Source organism: Pyxidicoccus caerfyrddinensis (assembly GCF_010894405.1).
GTDB classification, from domain to species: Bacteria; Myxococcota; Myxococcia; order Myxococcales; family Myxococcaceae; genus Myxococcus; species Myxococcus caerfyrddinensis.
Genome location: NZ_JAAIYA010000036.1, coordinates 56,507 through 82,018, shown reverse-complemented (window position 1 = coordinate 82,018; position 25,512 = coordinate 56,507). Strand labels below are relative to the sequence as shown.

At 72.4% G+C, this 25,512-nt stretch carries 2 protein-coding genes (1 of these 2 running past the window's edge); both read right to left on the bottom strand.

The genetic code is table 11. From position 1 onward, the window contains the following. On the bottom strand, positions 1-8,330 hold part of the coding region annotated (locus G4D86_RS53565) for a non-ribosomal peptide synthase/polyketide synthase (RefSeq protein ID WP_240360880.1) (this coding region is incomplete at its 3' end). The annotated region extends 11,333 nt beyond the left edge of the window; 8,330 of 19,663 annotated nt are visible. Next, positions 8,323-25,512: a non-ribosomal peptide synthase/polyketide synthase gene (locus tag G4D86_RS47455; protein ID WP_164002170.1), complete on the bottom strand. Its 17,190-nt coding sequence runs from the start codon at positions 25,510-25,512 to the stop codon at positions 8,323-8,325. The genes G4D86_RS47455 and G4D86_RS53565, both read right to left, overlap by 8 nt.

The following is a 25,512-nucleotide window of genomic DNA, read 5'->3' as shown; positions in this document are numbered from 1 at the left end:
GGCCCCACGCCCACCGAGCGCAGGTGGTGTGCGAGCTGGTTGGCGCGAGCATCCAGCTCGGCGTACGTGAGCCGCTGGCCCTCCGCCACCACCGCCACCGCGTCCGGAGTCTTCGCGGCCTGGGCCTCGAAGAGGTCGTGGATGCGCGCGTCCTCCGGGAACGGCTGGCGCGTGTCGTTCCACTCCACCAGCATGCGGTGCCGCTCGTCGCCGGACAGCAGCGGCAGCTCCGCCACGCGCTGCGTCGGGTCCGCCGCGACGCCCTCCAGCAGGCGCACGAAGCGCTCCCAGAGCAGCTCCACCGTCTGCGGCTCGAAGAGGTCCGCCGCGAACTCCAGGGCGCCCGTGAGGCCGTCCGCTGTCTCGCGCAGCTCCAGCGACAGGTCCACCTTCGTCGCGCCGATGTCCAGCTCCATCATCTTCACGCCCAGGCCCGGCGTGCGGACCTCCACCGGCGGCGTGTTGTGGAACGTCAGCATCGCCTGGACCAGCGGCATGCGGCTCGGGTCGCGAGGCACGCGCAGCTCGTCCACCAGTCGCTCGAACGGAATCTCCTGGTGGGCGTACGCGCCAATGGACGCCACCTTCACGCGACGGAGCAGCTCCACGAAGGTGGGCGCTCCCGAGAAGTCACCCCGGATGGCGAGCGTGTTCAGGAAGCAGCCGATGAGGCCTTCGATCTCGGGACGGTTGCGGCCGGCGGCGGAGGTGCCGACGATGATGTCGTCCTGGCCCGAGTAGCGGTGCAACACCGTCTGCAGCGCGGCCGTGAGGACCATGAAGGGCGTGGCGCCCTCGCGGCGGCCCACCGTCCAGAGCGCGTCCATGAGCGGCTTCTGCACGGCTACCTGGAGGCGGCCACCCCGGCCCGACCAGCGCACCGGGCGCGGGCGGTCCGTGGGCAGTTCCAGCACCTGCGTTCCGGCGAGCTGCTTCTTCCAGTACGCGAGCTGGGCCTCCATGCCCGGCCCGTTGAGCCAGCCACGCTGCCACACCGCGTAGTCCGCGTACTGCACCGGCAGCGCGGGCAGCGGCGAGGGCCGGCCGGCCGCGAGCGACTCGTACAGCGCCACCAGCTCGCGGAAGAGCACACCGCTGGACCAGCCGTCCGAGGCGATGTGGTGGATGGTGAGGTGGAGCACCGACGCCGCGTCACCGAGGCGAATCAGCACGGCCCGCATCACCGGTCCGTGGACCAGGTCGAACGGGCGGCGGGCTTCCAACAGCGCCAGCCGCAGTCCCTCGGCCTCACGCTCCTCGTGCGTGGTGCCGCGGGCCTCACGCTCCTCCAGCCGCAGCGGCATGGAGGGAACGATGACCTGCTGCGCGCCGCCTTCCGCGAGTGCGAAGGTGGTGCGAAGCACCTCGTGCCGGCGCACCAGCTCGTTGAGCGCTGTCTCCAGCAGGGAGACCACCACCACGCCGTCGAGGCGGAGCGTGACGGTGTTGTTGTAGGCGATGCCGTCCGGGTCGAGCTGGCTGAGCGCCCAGATGCGCTGCTGCGGGAACGACAGCGGCAGCGGCTGGTCGCGCGACACGCGCACCACCGGCGTGGACGTTGCCGCCGGCACGTCCGAGACAGGCGCGGCAGTCGGCGCGGGCACCGTGTCGCGAGGCTTGGACTGGCGACGAGGCTTCGCGGCGCGCGACGGCGTCACGACGTCGACCTCGCCCGCGTTGCGGAAGCGGGCTCGCTGTCCCGTCAGGAAGAGGCGGTCCTCCGGGCTCCCTCCCGGCATGGGAATGAACCGTGCGCGCGTGGCCTCGGAGTCATTCCAGAAGCCTCGCGGAATGGCGGCGCCGCCCAGCGCCAGCTCGCCCACGACACCCATGGGCACCGGGGCACCGGAGGCATCGCGGAGATACACGGGCGCTTCGGAGTGCGACGGCCAGGCCGCGCCGAGCAGAGAGGACTCCAGCTCCACGCTCCGCGCGGAGGCGGAGATGGCCGAGACGTCCATCCCCTGCGCCGCACGCGCCTCACCACCGAGCACCCACAGGCGCACCCCTTCCAGCGCGCCCTGTGCACCGGGGAGCTCCGCGAGCGCACGGGCCTGGGACGGCGCGCAGCGCAGCGCGGTGACGCCCTCGCCTCGGACCAACTCCAGCAGGTCGCCCATCCCCGCGTCGCCCTCGGCCAGCACGGCCTCCTCGGGCAGGGGCTGCACCTGCGATCGGCGCTTCAGCACGTCCAGCAGGCGCAGGCTGGACATCGTCGGCTCCAGCGCCACGCCGTAGTCGACGAGGCAGGCAATCTCGTCCACGTCCAGCGAGCGCACGCGCTCGACGATGGCCTCGCAGTGCTCCACCGTGCCGAACAGGCCGCCGTCCTTCAGGTAGTGCTCCACACCCTGGTTGAGCATCACCTCCATGTCTTCGGGCGTGAGGCCGCGCACGTCGATGTTGCTGCCGAGACTGGAGACCAGGTTGGCGAAGACATCCACCGAGCTGCGGAAGTACTGCTTCAGCGGCTCGCGCACCGCGGCGCTCACCTCCTCCATGTCCTGGCCGAGGAAGGTGTGCAGCATCAGCGTCACCTGACCGCGCCCCGGGCCGTGCCCCCCCTTGCGGTACATCTCGCGGTACAGCGCCACCTTCGTCGCCAGCTCGTCCAGGCTGGAGCCCAGTCCGAGCACGTTGGTGAGGATGCCCGCGCCCACCTCGCCGGCCTTGCGGAACGTCTCCGGATTGCCCGTGGAGGTGAGCCACACCGGCAGCTCCGCCTGCTTGGGCTTCGGCCGCAGCGCCAGCTCTACTTCATTGCCCGCGCCGTTGCGGCGCTTCACCGTGCCGCCGCGCCACAGCCGCCGCACCTCCTCCAGTCGCTCGATGAGGACCTCGCGACGGCGCGCGTAGGTGTCCGGCGAGAGCGAGAAGTCATTCGCGTGCCAGCCCGTGGCGAAGGAGATTCCCACGCGGCCCCGGGACAGGTTGTCCACCACGGACCACTGCTCCGCCACCTCGATGGGGTCGTGCAGCGGCAGCACCACGCTGCCGGCGCGAATCCGCAGGTTGCGCGTCAGCACCGCGAGCGCGCCGCCAATCACCGACGGCTGCGGGTACAAGCCGCCGAACGAGTGGAAGCGCCGCTCCGGCGTCCAGATGGCGGAGAAGCCGTGCGTGTCCGCGAACTTCGCGCCCTCCATCAACAGCTCGTACTTCTCCTCGCCCAACGAGTCCTCGTCGTTGGCGAAATACATGAGGCTGAAGTCGAGCTGCCGGCGCGTGTCCGGCTTCCGGCCGAGGACAGCGAAGCGCGCGGCCAGCCGCTCGGGAGGGAGGACGACGCGCAGGCCGCGCGCCAGCGCCCACAGCAGGTCCAACCCCGCGGGGTCCGCCGCGGGTCCACCCGCCGCAAGCCACACCTCACCCTCGCCCGCTCCCACTCGCGCGTCGAGCGACGACAACAGGCATGCGACGTTGCGGTGGGTCAGCATGACGCGGCCGTGTCCACCCATTGCCTCGGGCGCGGGCACGATGAACGCGAGCCGCTCGGAGGGCACGGCGCTGAAGGCACCTTCCCCAACGGCCTCGCCGTCCACCACCACGGCGCTCACGCCAGCGGGGATCGAGGACGCATCCGAGGTCCGGGCCACCAGCAACAGCCGGGGACCCTGGGCCGGAAGCAGCGACTTCAACTCCAGCACCTCGCCGCGCGAGACGGGAAGGCAGGCACCACCCGCATCCAGCACGCCCCAGAGCGCGATGACCGCCTCGACTGACGGCTCCATTCGCAGGGCCACGGGAACCTCGGGCCCCACCCCTTCACCCTTCAACCGGGCCGCGAGCCCCCGGGCGCGAGCGGCCAGCTCACGCCACGTCAGCCGGCGAGCGCCGGAACTGATGGCCACCGCGTCCGGCGTGCGCTCCACCCGGGCCGCGAGCCGCTCCAGCAGGCCCGGCGCCGAGGACTGCTCCACCGAGCGCGCCGGCAGGCTGCGCTCTTCCGGCGTCGCCAGCGGGAGCCGCGACAACCGCAACTCCGGGTCCGCGAGCACCGCGACGAGCAGCGTCTCCAGATGCCTCGCGAGGCGTACGATGCGCGACTCGTCGTAGAGCTCGGTGGCGTACTCGATGAAGCCGTGGAACGTCCCTTCCGCGCTCTCGTTCAGCAGGAGGGTCAGCTCGCCCAGCGTCGCGCCGAACTGCGCGGGCGTGCCAGGCACCTCCACCAACTCCATCGCGATGCCCGGCAGGGATGGAGCCGCAGTGGTGACATGCGCATGCAGCACCAGCGCCGCGTCGCAGAGCCGCGAGCGGCCCGGGTCGCGCCCGGACGCCACGAGGGGGAGCAGGTGCTCGAAGGGCACGTCCTGGTGGCTGGACGCGCCGATGGTGACGTCGCGTGCACGGGCCACCAGCTCGCGGAACGACGGGTCGCCGGACGCGTCGGTGCGCAGCGCCATGGCATGGGCCACGAAGCCGATGAGCGGCTCCAGCTCTCCACGGGCGCGGTTGCCCACCGGCGTGCCCACGACGATGTCCTCTCGCCCCGAGTAGCGGACGAGCAGCGACGACAGAGCGGCCAGCAGCGTCATGAAGGGCGTCACGCCCTCGCGGTGGCTGAAGGCGTAGAGCGCGGCGCTCAGCTCGCGCGAGAAGGTCACCGGGAAACGGGCGCCGCGCAGGCGCGAGTTCGTGCCTCGCGGCCGATCCGACGCCAGCTCCAGCGAGGGGGGCAGCTCGGCCAGCACCTCACGCCAGTACGCGTCCTGTGCCGCGAGCGCGCCTCCGGCCAGCGAGCGGCGCTCCCAGGCCGCCGCGTCCACGTACTGCACGGCCAGCTCCGGCAGCGGCGCCGGACGGCCCTCGCGGAAGGCCTGGTAGTTCACCGCCGTCTCGCGGAAGAACGCCACCATCGACAGCGTGTCCGACGCGATGTGGTGCACCGTGAGGAGCATCAGGTGCTCCGCCTCCGCCAGCTGCAGCAGCTTCGCCCGGACGATGGGGCCGTGCTCCAGGGAGAACGGCAGCACCGCCTCGTCCAGTGCCAGCCGCATCGCCTCGGCCTCGCGGTCTCCGGCGTGTCCTCGCAGGTCCACCACCGGCACCTGGATGCGGACCTCGGCGGTGAAGCGCTGCCGCACGCGGCCGGCTTCCACGGTGTACGTCGCGCGCAGCATCTCGTGCCGGCGGATGACCTCGTTGACGCTGCGCTCCAGCACCTCCACGTCGAGCGGCCCCGTGAGCCGCACGGCGAGGGGCATGTTGAGGGACGGATTGCCCGGGTCGAGCTGCTCCATCCGCCAGACGCGCTCCTGCACGACGGACAGCGGCAGCTCGCCGCCGCGGTCGATGCGCACCATCACCTCGGGTGCGCCCGCGCCCGTCGCCGGGAGGGACTGCTGGAGCATCGCCTCGATGCGCCGGGAGATGCCCGCCACCGTGGGCGCCTCGAACAGCGCGCTCAGCGGGAGCTGCACGGCGAAGGTCTCTCGCAGGCGGGTCAGCATCTGCGCGGCCATCAGCGAGTTGCCGCCCAGCTCCAGGAAGTCGTCGTCGGGACCGATGTCCACCGCGCCCAGACGCTCGCGCCAGATGTCCATGACGCGCTGCTGGATTTCCCCCACGGAGGTGGGAGGCACGGGCAGGGCCGCGGCGGACAGCGACTCCGCCATCGCCGTCATGGCGGGCTGGGACTTCGGAGCGGGCGCGGCCTGTGCCAACAACTGCACCGGCTGGGACTCCAGGCGGCAGGGCTTCTCCTCGAACGGGTACGTCGGCAGCGGGACGCGGCGGCGCTTCTCCGCGCCGTGGAACTTCGCCCAGGCCACCTCCACGCCCGCGCTCCACAAGTCACCCAGAGACTGGAGCAGTCCCCGGTAGTCCCCTTCCGTTGGACGGCGGCGCAGCGACGGAAAGGCGACCAGCGACTTCTCCTGGCGCGCACGGTATCGGCACAGCCACGTGAGGTCCGTGCCCGGGCCCACCTCCAGCAGGACGGAGCATCCGTCGCCGATGAGTGCTTCCAGGCCCTCGGCGAAGCGGACCGGCTGGCGCATCTGCCGGGCCCAGTACGCCGGGTCGGTGGCCTCCTCGGGGCGAATCCACGTGCCGGTGAGGCTGGACACGAAGGGCAGCTCCGGCGCCTTGAGACGCAGCGAGGACACTGCGCGCGCCAGGTCCGGCATCAGCGGCTCCACCGCGCTGGAGTGGAACGCATGCGTCGCTGGCAGCCGCACCATGCCCACGCCGCGCTCGGAGAGCGTGGCCTCCAGCCGGGTGATGGCCTCCACGGGGCCCGAGACGACGCACCGGCCCTGGCCGTTCATCGCCGCCAGCGAGAGCCCGTCCGTAAGCAGCGGAAGGACTTCCGCCTCCTTCAGCCCCACCGCGAGCATCGCCCCGGGAGGCATGCGCGCCATCAGCGCACCGCGCACCACCGCGAGCCGCAGGCCGTCCTCGGGAGACAGCACGCCCGCCACGCAAGCCGCCGCGTACTCGCCAAAGCTGTGGCCGAGCAGCGCGTGGGGCCTCACGCCCCAGGACATCCAGAGCCGGGCGAGCGAGTGCTCCACGATGAAGAGCGCGGGCAGCGCCACGCGCGGGTCCGAAAGCCTCTTGCCCACGGCTTCCGCCTGCTCCGGCGTAGCCAACAGGAGCAGTCGCACCTCCGCCGCCAGGGACGGCTCCAACCGGGCGAGCGCGGCATCCACGTCCTTGCGGAAGCTCGCCTCCGCCGCGTGCAGCTCGCGGCCCATGGCCACGGCTTGTGCGCCCTGCCCCGGGAACAGGAAGGCCACGCGCCGGTTGCGGCGCGCTTCCACGGAGGCCGTCTTCTCCAGGGCCTCCGCCAGCTCGAAACGGTCCGCCGCCACCACGGCGCGGCGGTGCTCGAAGGCACTCCGCCCCATGTTGCGCGTGAAGGCCGTGTCCTCCAGGTCCACGAACGGCGTCGTCTCCACGTGCGAGGCCAGCTGCCGCGACATCACCTCCAGCGCGGACGGGGTGCGTGCGGAGAGCGTCACCACCTGCAGGGGACGCGCGCTCCGCGGGCCCGGCTCCACCTGTGGCGCCTCTTCCACGACCACGTGCGCGTTGGTGCCGCCGATGCCGAAGGAGCTCACACCTGCTCGCCGCGGCTTCTCCCCGCGCGGCCAGGGCCGCAGCACCGTGTTGACGAAGAACGGGCTCTTCTCGAAGTCGATCTCCGGGTTGGGCTTCTCGAAGTGGAGGCTCGGAGGCACCGCCTCGTGGTTGAGCGACAGCACGACCTTGATGAGCCCGGCCACGCCCGCCGCCGCGTCCAGGTGACCCACGTTCGTCTTCAGCGAGCCGATGGCGACGTCACCCTTGCGCTCCGACGTCTTCCGGAACGCGCGGGTCAGCGCGGTAATCTCGATGGGGTCTCCGAGCGACGTGCCCGTGCCGTGGGCCTCGATGTAGTCGATGTCGTCGCCCCCGAGCCCCGCGTAGGCCAGCGCGTCCGCGATGACCTCCGTCTGGCCCTCGATGCTGGGCGCGGTATAGCCGGCCTTCTGCTGGCCGTCGTTGTTGACCGCGGAGGCCTTGATGACCGCGTGGATGTGGTCGCCGTCCCGCAGCGCGTCCGCCAGCGGCTTGAGCACCACCACGCCCACGCCGTTGCCCGCCACGGTGCCGCCGGCACGGTGGTCGAAGGCGCGGCAGTGGCCGTCCGGCGAATAGATGAGCCCTTCCTGGTGCACGTAGCCCGTGCGCTGCGGGCTGGCGATGCGCACCGCGCCCGCGAGCGCGATGTCCGACTGCCGCGTGAGCAGGCTCTGGCAGGCCATGTGGATGGCCACGAGGCCGGTGGAGCACGCGGTGTAGACGGCGACGCTCTCGCCCCGAAGCTGGAGCTTGAAGGACGCCTTCATCGCCAGGCTCTCGGGGCCGGAGGTGGCCAGGTCCATCCCCGCGCCCACGTCCTTGCGCGCCTCGCTCAAGAGCGACAGCAGGTGCCCCGTCGAACCCGCGCCCGCGTAGAGCGAGATTCGGCCCTTGTAGCGCCCGGGGTCATACGCCGCGTCTTCCAGTGCCGCCCACGCGGCCTGGAGGAAGAGGCGCTGCTGCGGGTCCATCCACTGCGCCTCGCGCAGCGGGATGTCGAAGAAACCGTGGTCGAAGCGGTCGGCGCCTTCGAGGATGCCGCCGGCGCGGATGAAGCGCGGGTGCTTCCACAGCTCTTCGGGGATGAGCGGTGAGCGCTCGGTCTCCTCCTCGGACCAGTAGGAGATGGACTCCACACCGCCGGCCAGGTTCAGCCAGAACTCGGTCAGGTCCTCGGCGCCGGGGAAGCGCCCCGCCATGCCGATGATTGCGATGTCGTTCCCGGTGTCCTCGGCCTGCATATCGTCGACCTCAGCCATTGCCGTGATTCCCTCGCCGGCCCTGCCGCCGGATCGCCTGCCGCCGCTGCTGGGCGCGATCCTCGTGGGCCTCGTTGTCTTGTACGTCCGCCGCCTCGCCGTCCCGCTCCAGGGACATGGCGAAGGCACGGACCGTGGGGTGTTCGAAGAAGCGCGTCGCCGGGACTTCCCGCTGCAGCGCGTCCCGGAGCAGCGCGCACGCCTTGACCACGGACATGGAGCTGCCACCCAGGTCCGCGAAGAAGTGGTCCTCTACGCCGACGCGCTCCACGCCCAGCACCTTCGCCCAGAGCTCCGCCACCTGGCGCTCCAGCGCAGTGGTGGGCTCCGCGAAGGTGCTTCCCGCAGGGCGGGCCACGTCGGGCTCCGGCAGCGCCGCCCGGTCCAGCTTGCCCACGGGCGTCAGCGGCAGCGCGACCAGCGGCACCAGCGCCGAAGGCACCATGAACTCCGGCAGCGAATCCGCCAGGAAGGTGCGCAGCGCGCGCGGCTCCAGCGTCTCACCCGGACGGGGAACGGCGTAGGCCACCAGTCGCTTGCCACCCGCGGGGTCCGGCTTCGCCACGACGACGGCCTCGGCCACCGCCGGGTGCTTGCGGAGCGCTTCCTCCACCTCGCCCGGCTCCACCCGGTAGCCGCGCACCTTCACCTGCGCGTCGAGCCGCCCGAGGAACTCCAGCGTCCCATCCTCGCGGTAGCGGACCTGGTCGCCGGTGCGGTACAGCCGTCCGCCCGCCTCGGGGCCGAAGGGATTCGGGATGAAGCGCTCGGCCGTCAGCTCCGGCCGCCCGAGGTAGCCCCAGGCAAGGCCGTCACCGCCGATGAGCAGCTCGCCCGGCACGCCGGCCGGGACGGGGCGAAGGCCGCCATCCACCACGTACACCCGCGTGTTGGCGATGGGCCGGCCGATGGGCACCGGGCCTTCCGCGATGGCGCCCTCCATCACGTGGCAGACCGCGAAGGTGGTGCTCTCGGTGGGGCCGTAGCCATTGACGAGGACACCGCCGCGCGCGAGCCGCTCGCGCACCACGGCCGCAGGCAGCACGTCACCGCCCGCGAGGAGCTGCTTCACCCCGTCCAGTGCGTCCGGCCTCGCGGAGGAGATGGCCTCGAAGAGCGCGGCCGTCAGCCACAGCGTGGTGACACCATGGCGGACCAGCACGTCCTTCAGCGAGTCCACCGTGGGAGTGGTGGGCGGGAAGAGGACCAGCTTCGCGCCGTGCAGCAGCGCGCCCCAGAGCTCGAAGGTGGCCGCGTCGAAGCAGATGGGCGCGAGCTGGAGGAACACCTCCTCCGGCCCCCAGCGCGCGAAGCGCGAGCCCAGCACGAGCCTCGCCACCGCGCGCTGCGGGATGCAGACACCCTTGGGCCGCCCGGTGGAGCCGGACGTGTACATGACGTAGGCCAGCGACTCGGCAGGCACCGTCACGCCCGGAGACGTCTCCGGCTCGCGCGCAATCTCATCCCAGGACTCGTCCAGCAGCACCACCGTGGCACTTCCAGAGGGCAGCAGCTCAAGCACGGAGCGCTGGGCCAGCACCACGGGCAGGCGCGTGTCCTCCACCATGAAGGCCAGCCGCTCGCGCGGGTACGTGGAGTCCAGCGGCACGTAGGCGCCACCCGCCTTGAGGATGCCGAGCATCCCCACCACGAGGTCCAGCGAGCGCTGCACGCACAGGCCCACGGGCGTGCCCGGGCCCACGCCGCGCTTGCGCAGATGCCACGCCAGCTGGTTCGCGCGGCGGTCCAGCTCGCCGTAGGTGAGTCGTGCGTCCTCGCACTCGGCGGCGATGGCGTCGGGCGTGCGCGCCGCCTGGGCCTCGAACAGCTCGGAGAGGCAGGCCTCACGCGGGAAGTCGATTGCGGTGTCGTTCCAGTCCACCAGCAGCCGCTGGCGCTCCGCCGCGTCCATCATCGGCAGGTCGCCCACGCGCTGGCCGGCGTCCGCCACCGCGCCCTCCAGCAGCACGCGCAGCTGCGTCATCAGCCGCGACGCCGTGGCCCGCGTGAAGAGGTCGGCGTCATACTCCAGCGTGCCCGTGAGGCCGTCGGTGCCGTCGAAGAGCGACAGCGTGAGGTCGAACTTCGCCGTGCCGGAGGCCAGGTCCACCGGGCGCAGCGAGAGTCCCTCGGGCGCGATGTCCGGAATGGTGCCCTCGTTCAGCGCCAGCACCACCTGCACCAGCGGCGCATGGCTCAGGCTGCGCGGCGGCTGCAGCGCTTCCACCAGCTTCTCGAAGGGCACGTCCTGGTGGGAGTACGCGTCGAGCGTCATGTCGCGCACGCGCCCGAGCAGCTCGCGGAAGGTGGGATTGCCCACCAGCCGCGTGCGCAGCACCAGCGTGTTCACGAAGAAGCCGATGAGGTCCTCCAGGCCGGGATGGTGACGGCCGGCGATGGGCGAGCCCACGCACACGTCCTCCTGGCCCGACACGCGGGACAACAGGAGCTGGAAGGCGGCCAGCAGGCCCATGTACGGCGTGACACCCTCGCGACGGCAGAGGGCCCGGAAGCGCTCGGACAGCGCGGCCGGCAGGTGGACGCCGAGGGTGTCTCCGCGGAAGCGCTGCAGGCTCGGGCGCGGGAAGTCCGTGGGCAGCTCCAGGACGGGCGGTGCTCCCGCGAGCTGCTGGCGCCAGTACCGGAGCTGCGCTTCGAGCGACTCGCCCTTGAGCCATTCGCGCTGCCACACGGCATGGTCCGCGGGCTGGAGCACGGGCTCCGGCAGCGGCGACGGCCGGCCGTGCAGCTCCGCGCCGTATAGCGCGGACAGCTCGCGGATGACCACGCCCAGGGACCAGCCGTCGGAGATGATGTGGTGCAGCGTCAGGACGAACAGGTGCCGTTTCTCTCCCGTGCGCAGCAGCAGCGCGCGAAGGAGCGGACCCTCGGCCAGGGCGAATGGGCGGCGGGCCTCGTCGGACGCGGCGCGCAGGGCCTCGGCCTCACGCTCGTCCTCGGGGAGGTTGCGCAGGTCCACCACCGGCAACGAGACCGGCACCTGCGCGTGGATGACCTGCACCGGCTCGCCCGCGTGGCTCGAGAAGGTGGTCCGCAGCGCCTCATGACGGAGGAACAGCGCGGACAGGGCCCGCTCGAAGGCGGCGACGTCCAGAGTGCCCTCCATCCACGCGGCCCAGGGGACGTTGTAGAGGGCGGTGCCCGGCTGGAGCTGCTCCAGCAACCACAGTCGCTCCTGCATCGCGGACAGCGGCAGGGCGCGGTCTCTCGGCACGGGGACGATGGGCGGCGGGCGCACTGCTTCAGAGGACTGCCGGGCCGCGCGGATGAGCTCCGCCAGCCGTCCCACCGTCGGCTCCTCGAAGAGCTCCTTCAGCGAGAGGGACACGCCGAACGTGGCCTGGACTCGCGCGACGACCCGCGTGGCCAGCAGCGAGTGCCCGCCCAGGTCGAAGAAGCTGTCGTAGGCCCCGACGCGCGGGACGCCGAGCAGCTCGCCGAAGAGTCCGGCGACCAGCTCCTCCTCGGGCCCGCGAGGCGCGGTGAAGCGAGACGGCTCCTCCGTGGACTCGAAGCGCGAGGGCTCCGGCAACGCGCGCCGGTCCAGCTTGCCGTTGGGCGTGAGGGGCAGGCGCTCCAGCACCATGAAGACGGAGGGCACCATGTACGCGGGCAGGTGCTCGGTGAGGAAGGCGCGCAGGTCCGAGGAATTGGCGCCGTCCCCCGAGGGAACCACATACGCCACGAGGCGTCGCGAGCCGCCCACCGCATCCTCACGCGCGAGCACGGCGGCCTGCCGCACCGCCGGGTGCCGCTGCAGCGCCGCCTCGACTTCGCCCGGCTCCACGCGGAAGCCGCGCACCTTCACCTGCGTGTCCAGGCGCCCGACGAATGACACCTCGCCATTCAGCAGGAGGCGGACGTGGTCGCCCGTCCGGTACAGCCGCGCGCCCGGCGTCGTGCTGAACGGATGCGGCACGAAGCGCTCCGCCGTCAGCTCCGGACGGCCGAGATAGCCCAGGGCCAGTCCATCTCCTCCGAGCCAGAACTCCCCCACCCCACCCGGCGGCACCGGCGCCATGGCCTCGTCGAGCACGTACTGCTCCGTGTTCGCGAGCGGCCGGCCGATGGGAATCGTCGTCGCACCTTCCGGTACGTCGGTGACGCGGTACCACGTGGAGAAGGTGGTGCTCTCCGTGGGGCCATAGGCGTTGAGCAGCCGCTCGGGTGGGCCCGCGCGGAGGACCCGACGCACCGGCATCGGGTCCAAGGCCTCGCCTCCGATTTGAAGCTGCCGCACTCCCCGGAAGGCGTCCGGCACCTCGGCCGCGACCTGGTGGAACCACGCCGTGGTGAGGAAGAGGACATTGATACCCTCCTGCCGCAGCCACGTGGCGAACGCCCTCGGAGCGAGCGCCGTCTCGCGGTCCACGCCCACCAGCCGCGCGCCGTTGAGCAGCGCGCCCCAGACCTCGAAGGTGGCCGCGTCGAACGAGGCGTTGGACGCCTGCGCCACACGCTCCTCCGGCCGCCACTGGATGAAGTTCGTCTCCACGACCAGGCGCACCACGGCCCGGTGGGGCACGCAGACGCCCTTGGGCATACCGGTGGAGCCGGAGGTGTAGATGACGTAGGCCGCGTCCTCCGCGCCCGCGCCTGACTCCGGCACCGTCGCCGGCATCCCTTCGAGCGCACCCTCCCCGTCCAGCGCGAGCACCCGCACGCCTTCCGCGGGCAGCGCATTCCGCAGTCGCTCGTGAGTGAGCAGCACCGGAGCGCCCGCGTCCGCGAGCATCCACGCGAGCCGCTCACGGGGATACGCCGGGTCCAGCGGCACGTAGGCGGCGCCCGCCTTGAGGATGCCGAGCATTCCCACGACGAGGTCCGCGGAGCGCTCCACGCAGAGCCCCACGGTGGCGCCCCGTCCGACGCCGAGCGTCCGGAGCCGGTGCGCCAGCCGATTCGCCCGCTGCTCCAGCTCCGCGTAGGTGAGCACGGTGCCGCCGTAGGCCACCGCGACGGCTTCGGGCGTGCGGGCGACCTGGGCCTCGAACAGAGAATGCACGGTGCGCTCACGCGGGTACGTGTTGCGCGTGGCGTTCCACTCCACCAGCACCCGCTGACGCTCGGCCTCCGAGAGGAGAGACACGTCTCCGAGCCGCTGCTCCGGCGCGGCAATCATCCCGCGCAGCAGCGTCCGCCAGTGCCCCAGGAGCTTCGAGGCGGCCTCGCCCCGGATGCGGTCCGAGCGGTACTGCAGCTTCAGCCGGAGCGCGCGGCCCGGCAGGGCCACGGCGGTCAGCGGGTAGTGCGTGCGCTCGAAGACCTCGACGTCGCGAAGCTCCAGCCCGGCCGCGCCGCGCGCGAGCGCCGTGTCCACCGGGTAGTTCTCGAACACGAGCAGGCTCTCGAACAGGGGCGTGCCCCGGGGCACCTCGCTCCAGCCCTGGAGCTGCGTCAGCGGGACGTGGTCGCGCTGTCCCAGCTCCATCAAGACGCCGTGGAGCTCGCGCAGCCACGGCAGGAGCTTCGCGTCGTGACGCACCCGCGTGCGCACGGGGAGCGAGTGGATGAACAGCCCCACCGCCTCGTCGATGCCGGGCACCTCCGCCGAGCGGCCCGCGAGCGTCGTCCCGAAGACGACGTCCGTGCCGCCGCCGTACCGCGACAGCAGCAGTGCCCACGCGCCGTGGGCCAGCGTGCTCGGCGTCAGCCCATGGCGCCGCGCGAAGTCCTGGAGCGCGGCGGTGTCCGCCTCGTCCAGGGCCACCTCGCACTCTCCCGAGCCATGAGCGTCCGGAGTGCCGTCCTCCGCCGGCAGCGGCGTCGGCGCGTCGAGGCCCGCGAGCTGGTCACGCCAGAAGGTCTCGTCCTGCCCCGGGCTCCGGTGCTTCAGCCACTCGACGTAGGCGCGGAAGTCCACGACGGCGCGGGGCTGCCACGTACCGCCGCGCGCGAGCACGGCGTATGCGTCCAGCACCTCGCTCAGCACGCGGGCCAGGCTCCAGCCATCCAGCAGCAGGTGGTGGAAGCTCCAGACGAAGCGCCAGGCACCCTCCTCCAGGCGGATGACCGCCAGTCGCAACAGCGGTGCACGCGTCAGGTCGAAGCCCTTCGCGCGGTCCTCGCGCAGGAAGGACCGCAGCGACGTTTGCTGCTCCTCGGGAAGGACACCGCGCCAGTCCAGCTCCTGCCAGGGCAGCGCCACGTGCGCGCGCACCACCTGGAGCGGAGCCTCCAATCCTTCCCAACGGAACGACGCGCGGAGCACGGCGTGGCGCTCCACCACGGCGGCCCAGGCGTTGCGGAGCGCGGCCACGTCGAGCGGTCCGGCGAGCGTCCAGCTCAACTGCTCGAAGTACGCCTCCGTGCCGGGCTCCAGCAGCACCTGGAACAGGAGTCCGTGCTGGAGCGACGACAGCGGGTGGCGCTCCTCGGCCGTCGCCACGGAGTCCGCGAGCTTCGCCAGTGTGCCCGCGCAGTCTCGCGCGAGGGCCTCGATGGTTTCGCGAGATTGCAACGCCTCGCTGTAGCGCCACTGAAGCTCCAACCGGCCGCCGACTCCGCGCGCCACCACCTCCAGCACGTGACTCCGGAGTCCTCGCGTCCCCTGGGATGGGCCGGTGGACTCGGAGGCCAGTGTGAACAGCGACGACTCGCGCGCACCTGCGTCGAGCTGGCCGAGGTAGTTGAACAGGACCTCGGAAGAGGACGCCCGCGCGGCCTCGTCCTCGCGGCGCAGGTAGCGCAACAGGCCATGGCCGAGGCCCCGCCCCCCGCGCCGTTCACGTGCGGAGCGGACCGACTCCAGCACCGCCACGGGCTCCACGGAGTCCGACAGCTCCAGCCGCACCGGGTAGAGCGCGGTGAACCAGCCCACCGTGCGCGAGAGGTCCACGTCCTCGAACAGGTCCTCGCGCCCGTGCGACTCCAGGTCGATGCGCAGCCGGCGCTGTCCCGTCCACCTGGCCAGGGCCTTCGCGACGCCCGCGAGGAGCAGGTCCTCCGCACCACCGCGTGCACCGCGAAGCAGAGCGCGGGTCACCTCGGGCTCCAGCACCACCGTGACGGTGCGCTCCGTGCCCTGGGTATTCACTCCCTCCGGCAGGTCCCTGGGGAGCGCGGCCACGTCCGCAGCCTCCTCCCGCCAGAACGGCAGCTCATCCGCCACCGCCGGCGAGGCCGCATGCAGCTCCAGCCGCTGCGCCCAGGACTGGAAGGACGTCGTCTTCGCCGGGAGCACCACGGGCTCGCCCCTGGCGGCCTGTCGCAGCGCGGTCTCCAGGTCTTCCAGCAGCACGCGCCAGGAGACGCCATCCACCGCCAGGTGGTGGATGACCAGCAGCAGCCGGCCCGTCTTCCCCGCCCCCCGGTCGAACAGCACCGCGCGCAGGAGGAGCCCTTCGCCCAGGTCCAGTCCGGACTGGGTCTCGGTGGCGACGCGCTCCAGCTCGCGGGCCTGCTCGGCCTCGGGAAGCGCGGACAGGTCCACCCGACGCAGCGGCACGTCGCGTCCGGGCTCCGCGCACGACTGCGCCCAGCCATCGAGGCCCCGCGTCAGCCGTAGCCTGAGCGCGTCGTGGTGGTCCACCAACGCCCGCAGTGCCCGCGCGAGCGCCTCCGTGCCCACGGGCTCCCGCGGCTCCAGCAGCAGTGCCTGATTGAAGTGTTGCGCTTCGGGCAGCTCGCGCTCCAGGAACCAGCGCTGGATGGGCGTGAACGGCACCGGCCCCACCACCGGCCCCTGCTCTTCCGCTCTCCGGCCGCGCACCACCACCTGGGCCAGCCCGGCCACCGTCGGGTACTGGAAGAGCTGCCGTGCCGTGAGGTGCAACCCCGCCTGCCGTGCCCGCGCGATGACCTGCAACGCGAGGATGGAGTCGCCGCCCAGCTCGAAGAAGCGGTCATGCGCGCCGACCCGCTCCACCCCCAGCACACCCGACCAGATGCGCGCGAGCTGCTGCTCCAGCTCTCCGCGCGGCTCGACGAAGTCACCACCACCGCGAGATGTGCTCCGCTCCGGAGCGGGAAGCGCACGCCGGTCCAGCTTGCCGCTGGGCGACAGCGGGAGCGCTTCGAGCGCGACGAAGGCCGACGGCACCATGTGCTCGGGCAGGCGCTCGGAGAGGAACGTCCGCAGCTCGGAGCCTGAAGTGCCCACGACGTAGGCCACGAGGCGCCGGTCTCCCGGCACGTCCTCGCGCACCGTCACGGCCGCCGCGCGGACGCCCGGGTGCTGCGACAGCACGGCTTCAATCTCTCCCAGCTCGATGCGGAAGCCGCGCACCTTCACCTGGTCGTCCAGCCGCCCCAGGTACTCGAGGGCCCCGTCCGCCAGGAAGCGCGCCTTGTCGCCGGTGCGGTACAGCCGGCCACCCTGCACGGGGGAGAACGCGTCCGGAATGAACCGCTCCGCTGTCAGCTCGGGCCGCCGCCAGTAACCGCGCGCCAGGGGCTCGCCGCCGATGTACAGCTCGCCGGCCACACCTGGCGGCACCGGCCGCAGGCGCGCATCCAGCACGTACATCCGAGTGTTGGCGATGGGTCGGCCGATGGGAACGAGCGGGCGCCGGTCCTCGCGGACACACGCCCACGCCGTCACGTCCACCGCGGCCTCCGTGGGTCCGTAGAGGTTGTGAAGCTCCGCACCCATGCGCGCGAAGAACCTGTCCCTGAGGTCCGGAGGCAGCGCTTCCCCGCTGCAGAACACCCGGCGCACGCTGGCGCAGGACTCCGCCAGCCCGGGCTCTTCCAGGAAGGGCCGGAGCATGGACGGCACGAAGTGCAGCGTGGTGATGTGCTCGCGCGAGATGACGTCGGTCAGGTACGCCGGCTCGCGGTGCCCGCCGGGCTTCGCCATCACCAGGCGCGCGCCGGTGAGCAGCGGCCAGAAGAGCTCCCAGACGGAGACGTCGAAGCTGAACGGGGTCTTCTGGAGGACGCAATCGCTGGCGTCCAGGCCGTACGCCTCCTGCATCCAGCGCAGCCGGTTGCAGATGGCGGCGTGCGAGTTCATCGCCCCCTTGGGCCGCCCCGTGGATCCCGACGTGTAGATGACGTAGGCGAGCCCCGCGCCATCCACGGTGACAGGGGGCCGGTCCTCGCGCTCGCGAGCCACTGCCTCCCACTCCGAGTCCAGGCACACCACCGCCGCGTCCCCACGAGGGAGCCCCGGGGCGAGCCGGGCCTGCGTGAGCAGCACGGGCGCCGCCGCGTCCGCGAGCATGTACTCCAGCCGCTCGCGCGGGTACTCGGGGTCGAGCGGCACGTAGGCCGCGCCGACCTTGAGGATGCCGAGCATCCCCACGACCAATTCCAGGGAGCGCTCCGCGCACAGCGCCACCAGGCGGTCCGGCCCCACGCCCCGGGCGCGCAGGTGCCACGCGAGCTGATTCGCGCGGCGGTCAAGCTCACGATACGTGAGCGCGGAGCCCTCGAAGCTCACCGCCACCGCGTCCGGCGTGCGGTCCACCTGTGCCTCGATGAGCCGGTGGAGGACGTCACCGTGCGCACGGGGCCGCGCGGTGTCGTTCCACTCCACGATCACCCGCTGCCGCTCCTCTGGCGTCATCAGCATCAGGTCGCGCACGCGCTGCTCCGGCTCGCGCACCGCGCCTTCCAGCAGCGTCCGGAAGTGCCCGAGCAGCCGGGAGGCGGTGTCCGGTTCGAACAGGTCGGTGCTCAGCTCCAGGGTCGCCGCGAAACCTTCGGACGTGTCCCGGAGCATGAGCCGCAGGTCGAACTTGGCCGTGCGGCTCTCCTGCTCCTGGACGCGCAGCCGCAGTCCCGGCAGGGAGAGCTCCGGCAGCGGGTCCTCTTGCAGCACCAGCATCGCCTGGAAGAGCGGGCTGCGACCCAGGTCGCGCTCGGGCGCGAGCGCCTTCACCAGCTCCTCGAAGGGCGCGTCCTGGCGCGAGAAGGCTCCCAGCACCGTCTCCCGCGCGCGACCCACGAGCTCGCGGAACGTCGGCGCGCCGGCGAGCGAAACCCGAAGCACCAGCGTGTTGACGAAGCAGCCGATGAGCCCTTCGACCTCGGTGCGGTCGCGGCCCGACGTGGGCGTGCCGACGCACAGGTCGTCCTGACCACCATGCCGGGACAGCAGCGCGGAGAAGCCCGCGAGCATCACCATGAACGGCGTCGCGCCCTCATGCTTCGCCAGCGCCTTCAGCTGCCATGACAGCTCGGCGCCCAGCAGGGTGCTCCGGCTCGTGCCCCGGCTGCTCCGCACGGCGGGACGCGGGTGGTCTGTGGGCAGCTCCAGGGCCCCGGGCGCACCGTCCAGTCGCGCCCGCCAGTACGCGAGCTGCGACTCCAGCGCGTCCCCGCGCAGCCACTCGCGCTGCCACGACGCGAAGTCCACGTACTGCACGGCGGGCTCCGGCAGCGGCGACTCCCGGCCCGACACATAGGCGCGGTAGAGCGCCGCCACCTCGCGCACCAGCACGCCAAGGGACCACCCGTCCGACACGAGGTGGTGCAGCACGAGCAGCAGCACGTGCTCGCGTGCGTCCAGGTGGAACAACATCGCGCGCAGAGGTGGCCCCGACGCGAGGTCGAACGGACGCAGGGACTCCTCCCCCACCCGCCGCTCGACTTCCGCCGGCCGTGCCGTGCCTGAAAGCGCCGTCAGGTCCACCCGCGCCAGCGTGAGCCGGACCTCGGGGGAGAGGCGCTGGACGGCCGTGCCGTCCTCGTCGCGGAAGGTGGCGCGGAGGATGGCGTGGCGCCGGATGACCTCGCGCAGGCAGCGCTCCAGCACCGCCACGTCGAGCGAGCCCTCCACGCGGACCACCACCGCGTCGTTGTAGGCGGCGCCCCCCGGCTCGAGCTGCTCCAGGAACCACAGGCGCTGCTGCGCGAAGGACAGCGGCAGCGCGCCCTCGCGGGAACGAGGGACCAGCGGTGGCATCCGGGACGCCACGCGCGGGAGCGCCTCGATCCGCGCGGCGAGCGCCGCCGGAGTGGCCGCCTCGAACAGCTCGCGCAGTGGCAGATCCACGCCAAAGGACTCACGGAGCCGCGACGCGGCCCGGGTGGCGAGCAGCGAGTGCCCGCCCAGCGCGAAGAAGTCGTCGTCCGCCCCGACGCGCGGCACGCCCAGCAGCGAAGACCACAGCTCCGCCACGCGCCGCTCGGTCTCCGTCCGGGGCTCGACGTACTCGCGGGCCGTGCCCCGCACGCCCTCGGGAGCCGGGAGCGCCTTGCGGTCCACCTTGCCATTCGGCGTCAGCGGGAGCGCGTCGAGCGACACGACATTCGACGGCACCAGGTGCTCGGGCAGGGAGCGCCGCGCGAAGGCCCGCAGCGCGTCCTCGGACAGCGTCGTGCCGGGCCGGGGCACGACGTACGCCACCAGTCTCGCGCTCCCGGGCACGTCCTCCCGCGCCACCACCACCGCCTGCCGCACGCCGGGGTGCCGCGCGAGGACGGCTTCAATCTCCCCAGGCTCCACGCGGAAGCCGCGGACCTTGAGCTGGTGGTCCACGCGCCCCAGGAACTCCACCGTGCCGTCCGCCCGCCAGCGCGCGCGGTCTCCCGTCCGGTACATCCGCGCCCCGGCATCGCCGCCATACGGGTCCGGCATGAAGCGCTCGGCGGTCAGCTCCGGCCGGGCGTGATAGCCGCGCGCCACACCCGTGCCGCCGATGAACAGCTCACCGGGAACACCCACGGGCGTCGGCCGCAGCTCCGCATCCAGGACGTAGAGCGAGGTATTCGCAATGGGCGTTCCGATGGGGACCGGCCCCGGCTCCAGCCCCACCTGGTGCGTGGACGACCAGATGGTGGTCTCCGTGGGGCCGTACATGTTCAGCAGTGCCCCGCCCACGGTGTCCCGCAGCCGCGCCGCCAGCTCCACCGGGAGCGCCTCGCCGCCCACCAGCATCCGCTCCAGCCCCGCGAGCGCGCCCGGCGCGTCGGGCTCCAGCAGCAGTGCCTGCGCGAGCGAAGGCGTCACCTGGAGGTGGGTGACGCCGTGCCGCCGGAGCTGCGCGGGCACCGCTCCGCCGTCGCGGCCCTGGAGCATGAAGTCGCGCTCGCAGCGCTGCCGCACGGCATCCAGCGCGGGCAGGTGGGCCAGCACCGTGTCCGTGTCCACGCCGAAGTCGATGAGGCACGCCACCTCGTCCACGCCGAGCGCGTCGATGCGGGCAATCTGCTCACGGCACGAGCGCGGGGTGCCGAAGAGGCCGCCGCTCTCGAAGAAGCGCGCGAAGGCCCGCTCCACCAGCGCGTCCAGGTCCTCCGGACGGACGGACTTCGGGTCCAGGTCCACGCCGAGCGTGCGCCCCAGCCCCCGCATCAGGTCCGCGGAGCTGCCGAGGTAGCGGCGCAGCGGCCCCTCCACCGTCTCGCGCACGCGCTCCACGTCATGCCCCACGAAGGTGTGGAGCATCAGCGTCACGTGTCCCTCGCCCGGGTGGCCGGCCTCGCGCCACGCGTCGCGGTAGAGGGTGATGCGCTCGCGCAGCTCCTCCCAGCGCTGGCCGAGCAGGTGCGTGAGCACGCCCGCGCCCATGCGTCCCGCGTCGCGGAAGGTATCCGGGTTGCCCGCGGCGGTGAGCCAGATGGGCAGCTCGCGCTGCAAGGGGCTGGGACGGATGTGGACCTCGACGGTGGCGCCGGTGCCGTTGGGCAGTTGCACCGCGTCGCCGCGCCAGAGCCGGCGCACGAGGTCCAGGTCGCGCCGCGCCTCCTCACGGCGCTCCGAGTACCGATCAGGCGCGAGCACGAAATCATCCGCGTGCCATCCCGCGGCCACGGAGATGCCCACGCGCCCGTTCGACAGGTTGTCGACGAAGGACCACTCCTCCGCCACGCGCACCGGGTGGTGCAGCGGGAGGACGACGCTGCCGGCGCGGATGTCCACGCGCTGGGTGACGGCGGCGACCGCCGCGCTCGTCAGCGCGGGGCTGGGGTACAGCCCGCCGAAGGTGTGCAGGTGCCGCTCGGGCGTCCACACGGCCTCGAAGCCATGGGTGTCCGCGAAGCGCGCGCCCTCCATCAGCAGCCGATACCGCTCCGCGCCCGGAGTCGCTTCATCCGCGGCGAAGTAGAAGAGGCTGAAGCCCAGGGGCTTGCGGCGCTCGGCAGTCGCCCGGCGCGGAGCCGCGGCCAGGGCGCCCTGCTCTCCCTGCACGGCGACCTTGAAGCCTCGCGACAGCGTCCAGAGCAGCTCCAGCACGGAGATGTCGAAGGACACGCTCGTCACCGCGAGCCACGTCCCCGGCGTGGCGCCCACGCGCGCATCCATGCCGGTGAAGAAGCTGGCGACGTTGCGGTGCGGAATCAGCACGCCCTTGGGACGCCCGGTGGAGCCGGACGTGTAGAGGACATAGGCGAGGTTGTCGGGCCCCACGCCGCAGGCGGGAGGCGCCTCCGCCTCGTCGGGTCCACTCTGAGGATCCACCAGCACCACGGCGCGCCCACCGGACTGGAACGCCGAGGCAAGGTGCCGGTGCGCGAGCACCACGGGCGCCGCCGCGTCCTCCAGCATGAGCGCGAGTCGGGCCTCGGGGTACGACGGATCCAACGGCAGGTACGCGCCGCCCGCCTTGAGGATGCCCAGCAGGCCCACCACCAGGTCCACCGAGCGGTCCGCGCAGAAGCCGACCACGCACTCCGGCCCCACGCCCTGCTCGCGCAGCTTCCACGCCACCGCGTTGGCGCGCCGGTTCAGCGCGCCCCACGTGAGCTCCACATCCCCGCAGACCACGGCCACCGTCTCCGGCGTGCGCGTGGCCCGGGCCTCGATGAGCGTGTGGATGCACGCGTCCTCGAAGTCCGTGCGCGTGTCATTCCACTCCACCAGCACCTGCCGCCGCTCGGACTCCGGAAGGAGCGGGAGCGCGGAGCTGCGCTCGTCGGGATTGGCGGCGATGGCCTCCAGCAACACGTGGAGCCGCTGCGCCATCCGGTGGGATGTGGACGCGTCGAAGAGGTCCGTGGCGTACTCGAGCCACCCCTCCAGGCCACTCGCGCCCCTCGCGAGGGAGAGCGTCAGGTCATAGGGCGTGGCGCCGGGGTCGACCTCCACGCGGCGGGCCTCCAGCCCTGGCAGCGCGAGCGCCGCGCCGGGCTCCGGCTGGAGCACGAACAGCACCTGGAACAGCGGCGCGCGGGAGCGGTCCCGCGCCGGCTGCACGGCATCCACCAGTCGCTCGAACGGAACACCCCGATGCGCGAACGCCTCCAGCGTGGCTTCGCGCGTCCGACCCAGCAGCTCACGGAAGCGAGGCGCACCGGCCACTGAGCCCCGGAGGACGAGCAGGTCGAGGAAGCAGCCAATCAGTCCTTCCAGCCCGGCCCGGTCTCGGCCATTGACGGGAGTGCCGATGCACAGGTCTTCCTGTCCCGAGTGGCGCGACAGCAGCACCTGGAAGGCCGCCAGCAGCGTCATGAAGAGCGTGGCGCCCTCGCCCCGGCCGAGTGCCTCCAGTCGGGCCGTGAGGGCCTCGGGAACGTGCAGCGCAATCCGGGCGCCGCCGTAGGACGGCACGGGCGGGCGCGCATGGTCCGTCGGAAGCTCCAGGGCCGCGGGAGCCCCCGCCAGCCGTTGCTTCCACCACACCATCGACACGGCGCTCGCGGCATCCTCGTCGCGCTCGCGACGCCAGCGCGCGAAGTCCGGATACTGGAACGGCAGCGGCGCCAGCGCGGCTTCGGCATTGGAGGTGAAGGCCGCATGGAGCGCGCTCAGCTCGCGCGCCAGGATGGCGAAGGAACCTCCATCCGAGACGATGTGGTGCAGCACCACGACGAGGAGGTGCTCGTGCGTGTCGAGGCGAATCAACGTGAGCCGGAGCAGCGACCCCCGCGCGAGGTCGAACGGCGCGCGAGCCTCTTCCCGCGCCAGCCGGAGCGCCGCCGCCTCGCGCTCCGCCGCCGGTGTCTCGCGAAGGTCCACCCGTCGTATCGAGGGCGACAGCCCGGGCGGCATGAGCTGCGAAGGCGTGCCGTCCTCCTCGCGGAACGTGGCTCGCAGGGCGGCGTGCCGGCCCGCGATGGCCGCGAAGGCGCGCTCCAGCGCGGCCTCGTCCAACGCACCACTGAGCCGCACCGCCGCGGGCAGGTGGTACGCCGGGCTGCCGGCATGGAGCTGCTCGAAGAGCCACAGCCGCTGCTGCGCGGACGTGAGCGGGGCCGGGCGCGCATCGTCGCCCCGGACCAGCGCCGGAACGGCCGCTGCGCCACGGGCCTCGAAGAGCGTGCGCGCGAGCTGCGCCACGGTGGGCCCCTGGAGCAGGACCTCCATGCGGAGGACGGTGCCCAGCGACTCGAGGTCATTCGCCAGCTCGACGGCGCCCAACGAGTCCAGGCCGAAGGACGTGATGGGCACGTCGCGCGCGAGCGTCTCCGGAGGGACGCGGAGCCGTCCGGCGATGCGCGCCAGCAGCCACGTCTCCAGCTCCCCGACGGTGGCCGGCTGCGTGGGCGCGACGGGAGCAACGGCAGGCGCGCTCCCCTCCCCCGCCTCCGACTCGCGCCACGTCATCACCGCGCGGGCCGTCCCGGCGAGCAACTCCGCGCGGCAGGCCCGGCGCTGAATCTTCCCGCTGGACGTCTTGGGCAGGGCGCCCGGCTCGATGAGGACGAGCGTGTGGAGCTGCACCTCGTGCGCCTCGGAGAGGCCCCGGCGCACGGCGGCCACCAATTCCTCCGGCGTCCACGGCTTGCGCGTGTCCACCTCGTACATCACCGCGAGCCGCTCCTCGCCCGCCACCTCGATGGAGAACGCGGCGCCGCAGCCGGGCCGGAGCGCGGAGTGGCTGCGCTCCAGCGACAGCTCCAGGTCCTGCGGGTGCAGGTTGCGTCCGCGCAGGATGATGAGGTCCTTGCGCCGGCCCACGACGAACAGCTCACCGTCGCGCAGCAGGCCCAGGTCTCCCGTGCGCAGGTAGCGCTGTCCACTCGCGTCGTCCGCGAGCGTCGCGCCAAAGGCCGCCTCGCTCTCCTCGGGACGCTCCCAGTAGCCGTGCGCGACGCTGGGGCCGGAGACCCAGACCTCGCCCACCCGCTCCGGCGGGCATGGGCGGCGCGTCTCCGGGTCCACGACGAGCAACGTCTGGTCCGGCATCGTCCCGCCGCACCCGACCAGCGGGCGCGCGCCGTGACTCTCGACAACCTCCACGGCCTCGTTCCGCTCCAGGGCCGCCGCGTCCCAGGTGCGCGTGAGCACGCCCTCGCCCTTGTGCCCGCCCGAGGCGATCAGCGTTCCCTCGGCGAGGCCGTAGCAGGGATAGAGGGCGCCGCCCTGGAACCCGGCTGGAGCGAACGCCTCGGTGAAGCGCGACATCACCTCCGGGCGGATGGGCTCGGCGCCGCAGAAGGCCAGCTCCCAGCGGCGCAGGTCCAACCCCTCGCGCTCACCGGGTGGAACCTTGCGCACGCACAGGTCGAAGGCGAAGCACGGACCGCCGCTGATGCTGCCACCGAAGCGCGTCAGCGCCTCCAGCCAGAAGCGCGGGCGCCGCAGGAAGGCGAGCGGCGACATGAGCGCCACCGGGAAGCCCGCGAACAGCGGCTGGAGGATGCCGCCGATGAGCCCCATGTCGTGGTACGGCGGCAGCCAGATGACGCCCACGCTGTCGTCGCGCACCTCGAACGCGTGGGAGATCAACCCCAGGTTGTGCAGCAGGTTGCCGTGGCTGAGCTTCACGCCCTTCGGATCACCGGTGGAGCCTGACGTGTACTGGAGGAACGCCAGCGTGTCCCACGCGGACTCCGGGCGCATCCACCCCGACTCCGTGCCCTCGGGCAGCGCATCCGTCGCCACCCAGCGAAGCGAGGCCAGCTCCGGCGCACCCTCGAAGAGGCCCGCTCCCATCTCCTGGATGAACGACGTGGTGAGCACGACGCTCGCACGCGCGTCGCGGATGATGGCGCGCAGACGGGGCAGCGTCCGCTCCAGCCGCATGGGGTCCGGCGGGTAAGCGGGCACGGCCACCAGCCCGGCGTACAGGCAGCCGAAGAAGCCCGCGACGTACTCCAGGCCCGGCGGGTAGAGGAGCACCGCGCGCTCGCCCGCTTTCGCCAGCGTCTGGAGCGCCGCGCCAATTCGACGGGCGCGCAGGTGCAGTCCCGCGTAGCTCAGGACGGCGTCATCGCCGCCATCCTCCAGGAAGGTGTAGAGCTTCCGCTCGCCGAATGTTTCAGCGCGTGTTTCAAGCAGCTCCAGTAGGGTCGCAGCCGAGGGGATTCGCGCGCGCGGAGGGGACAT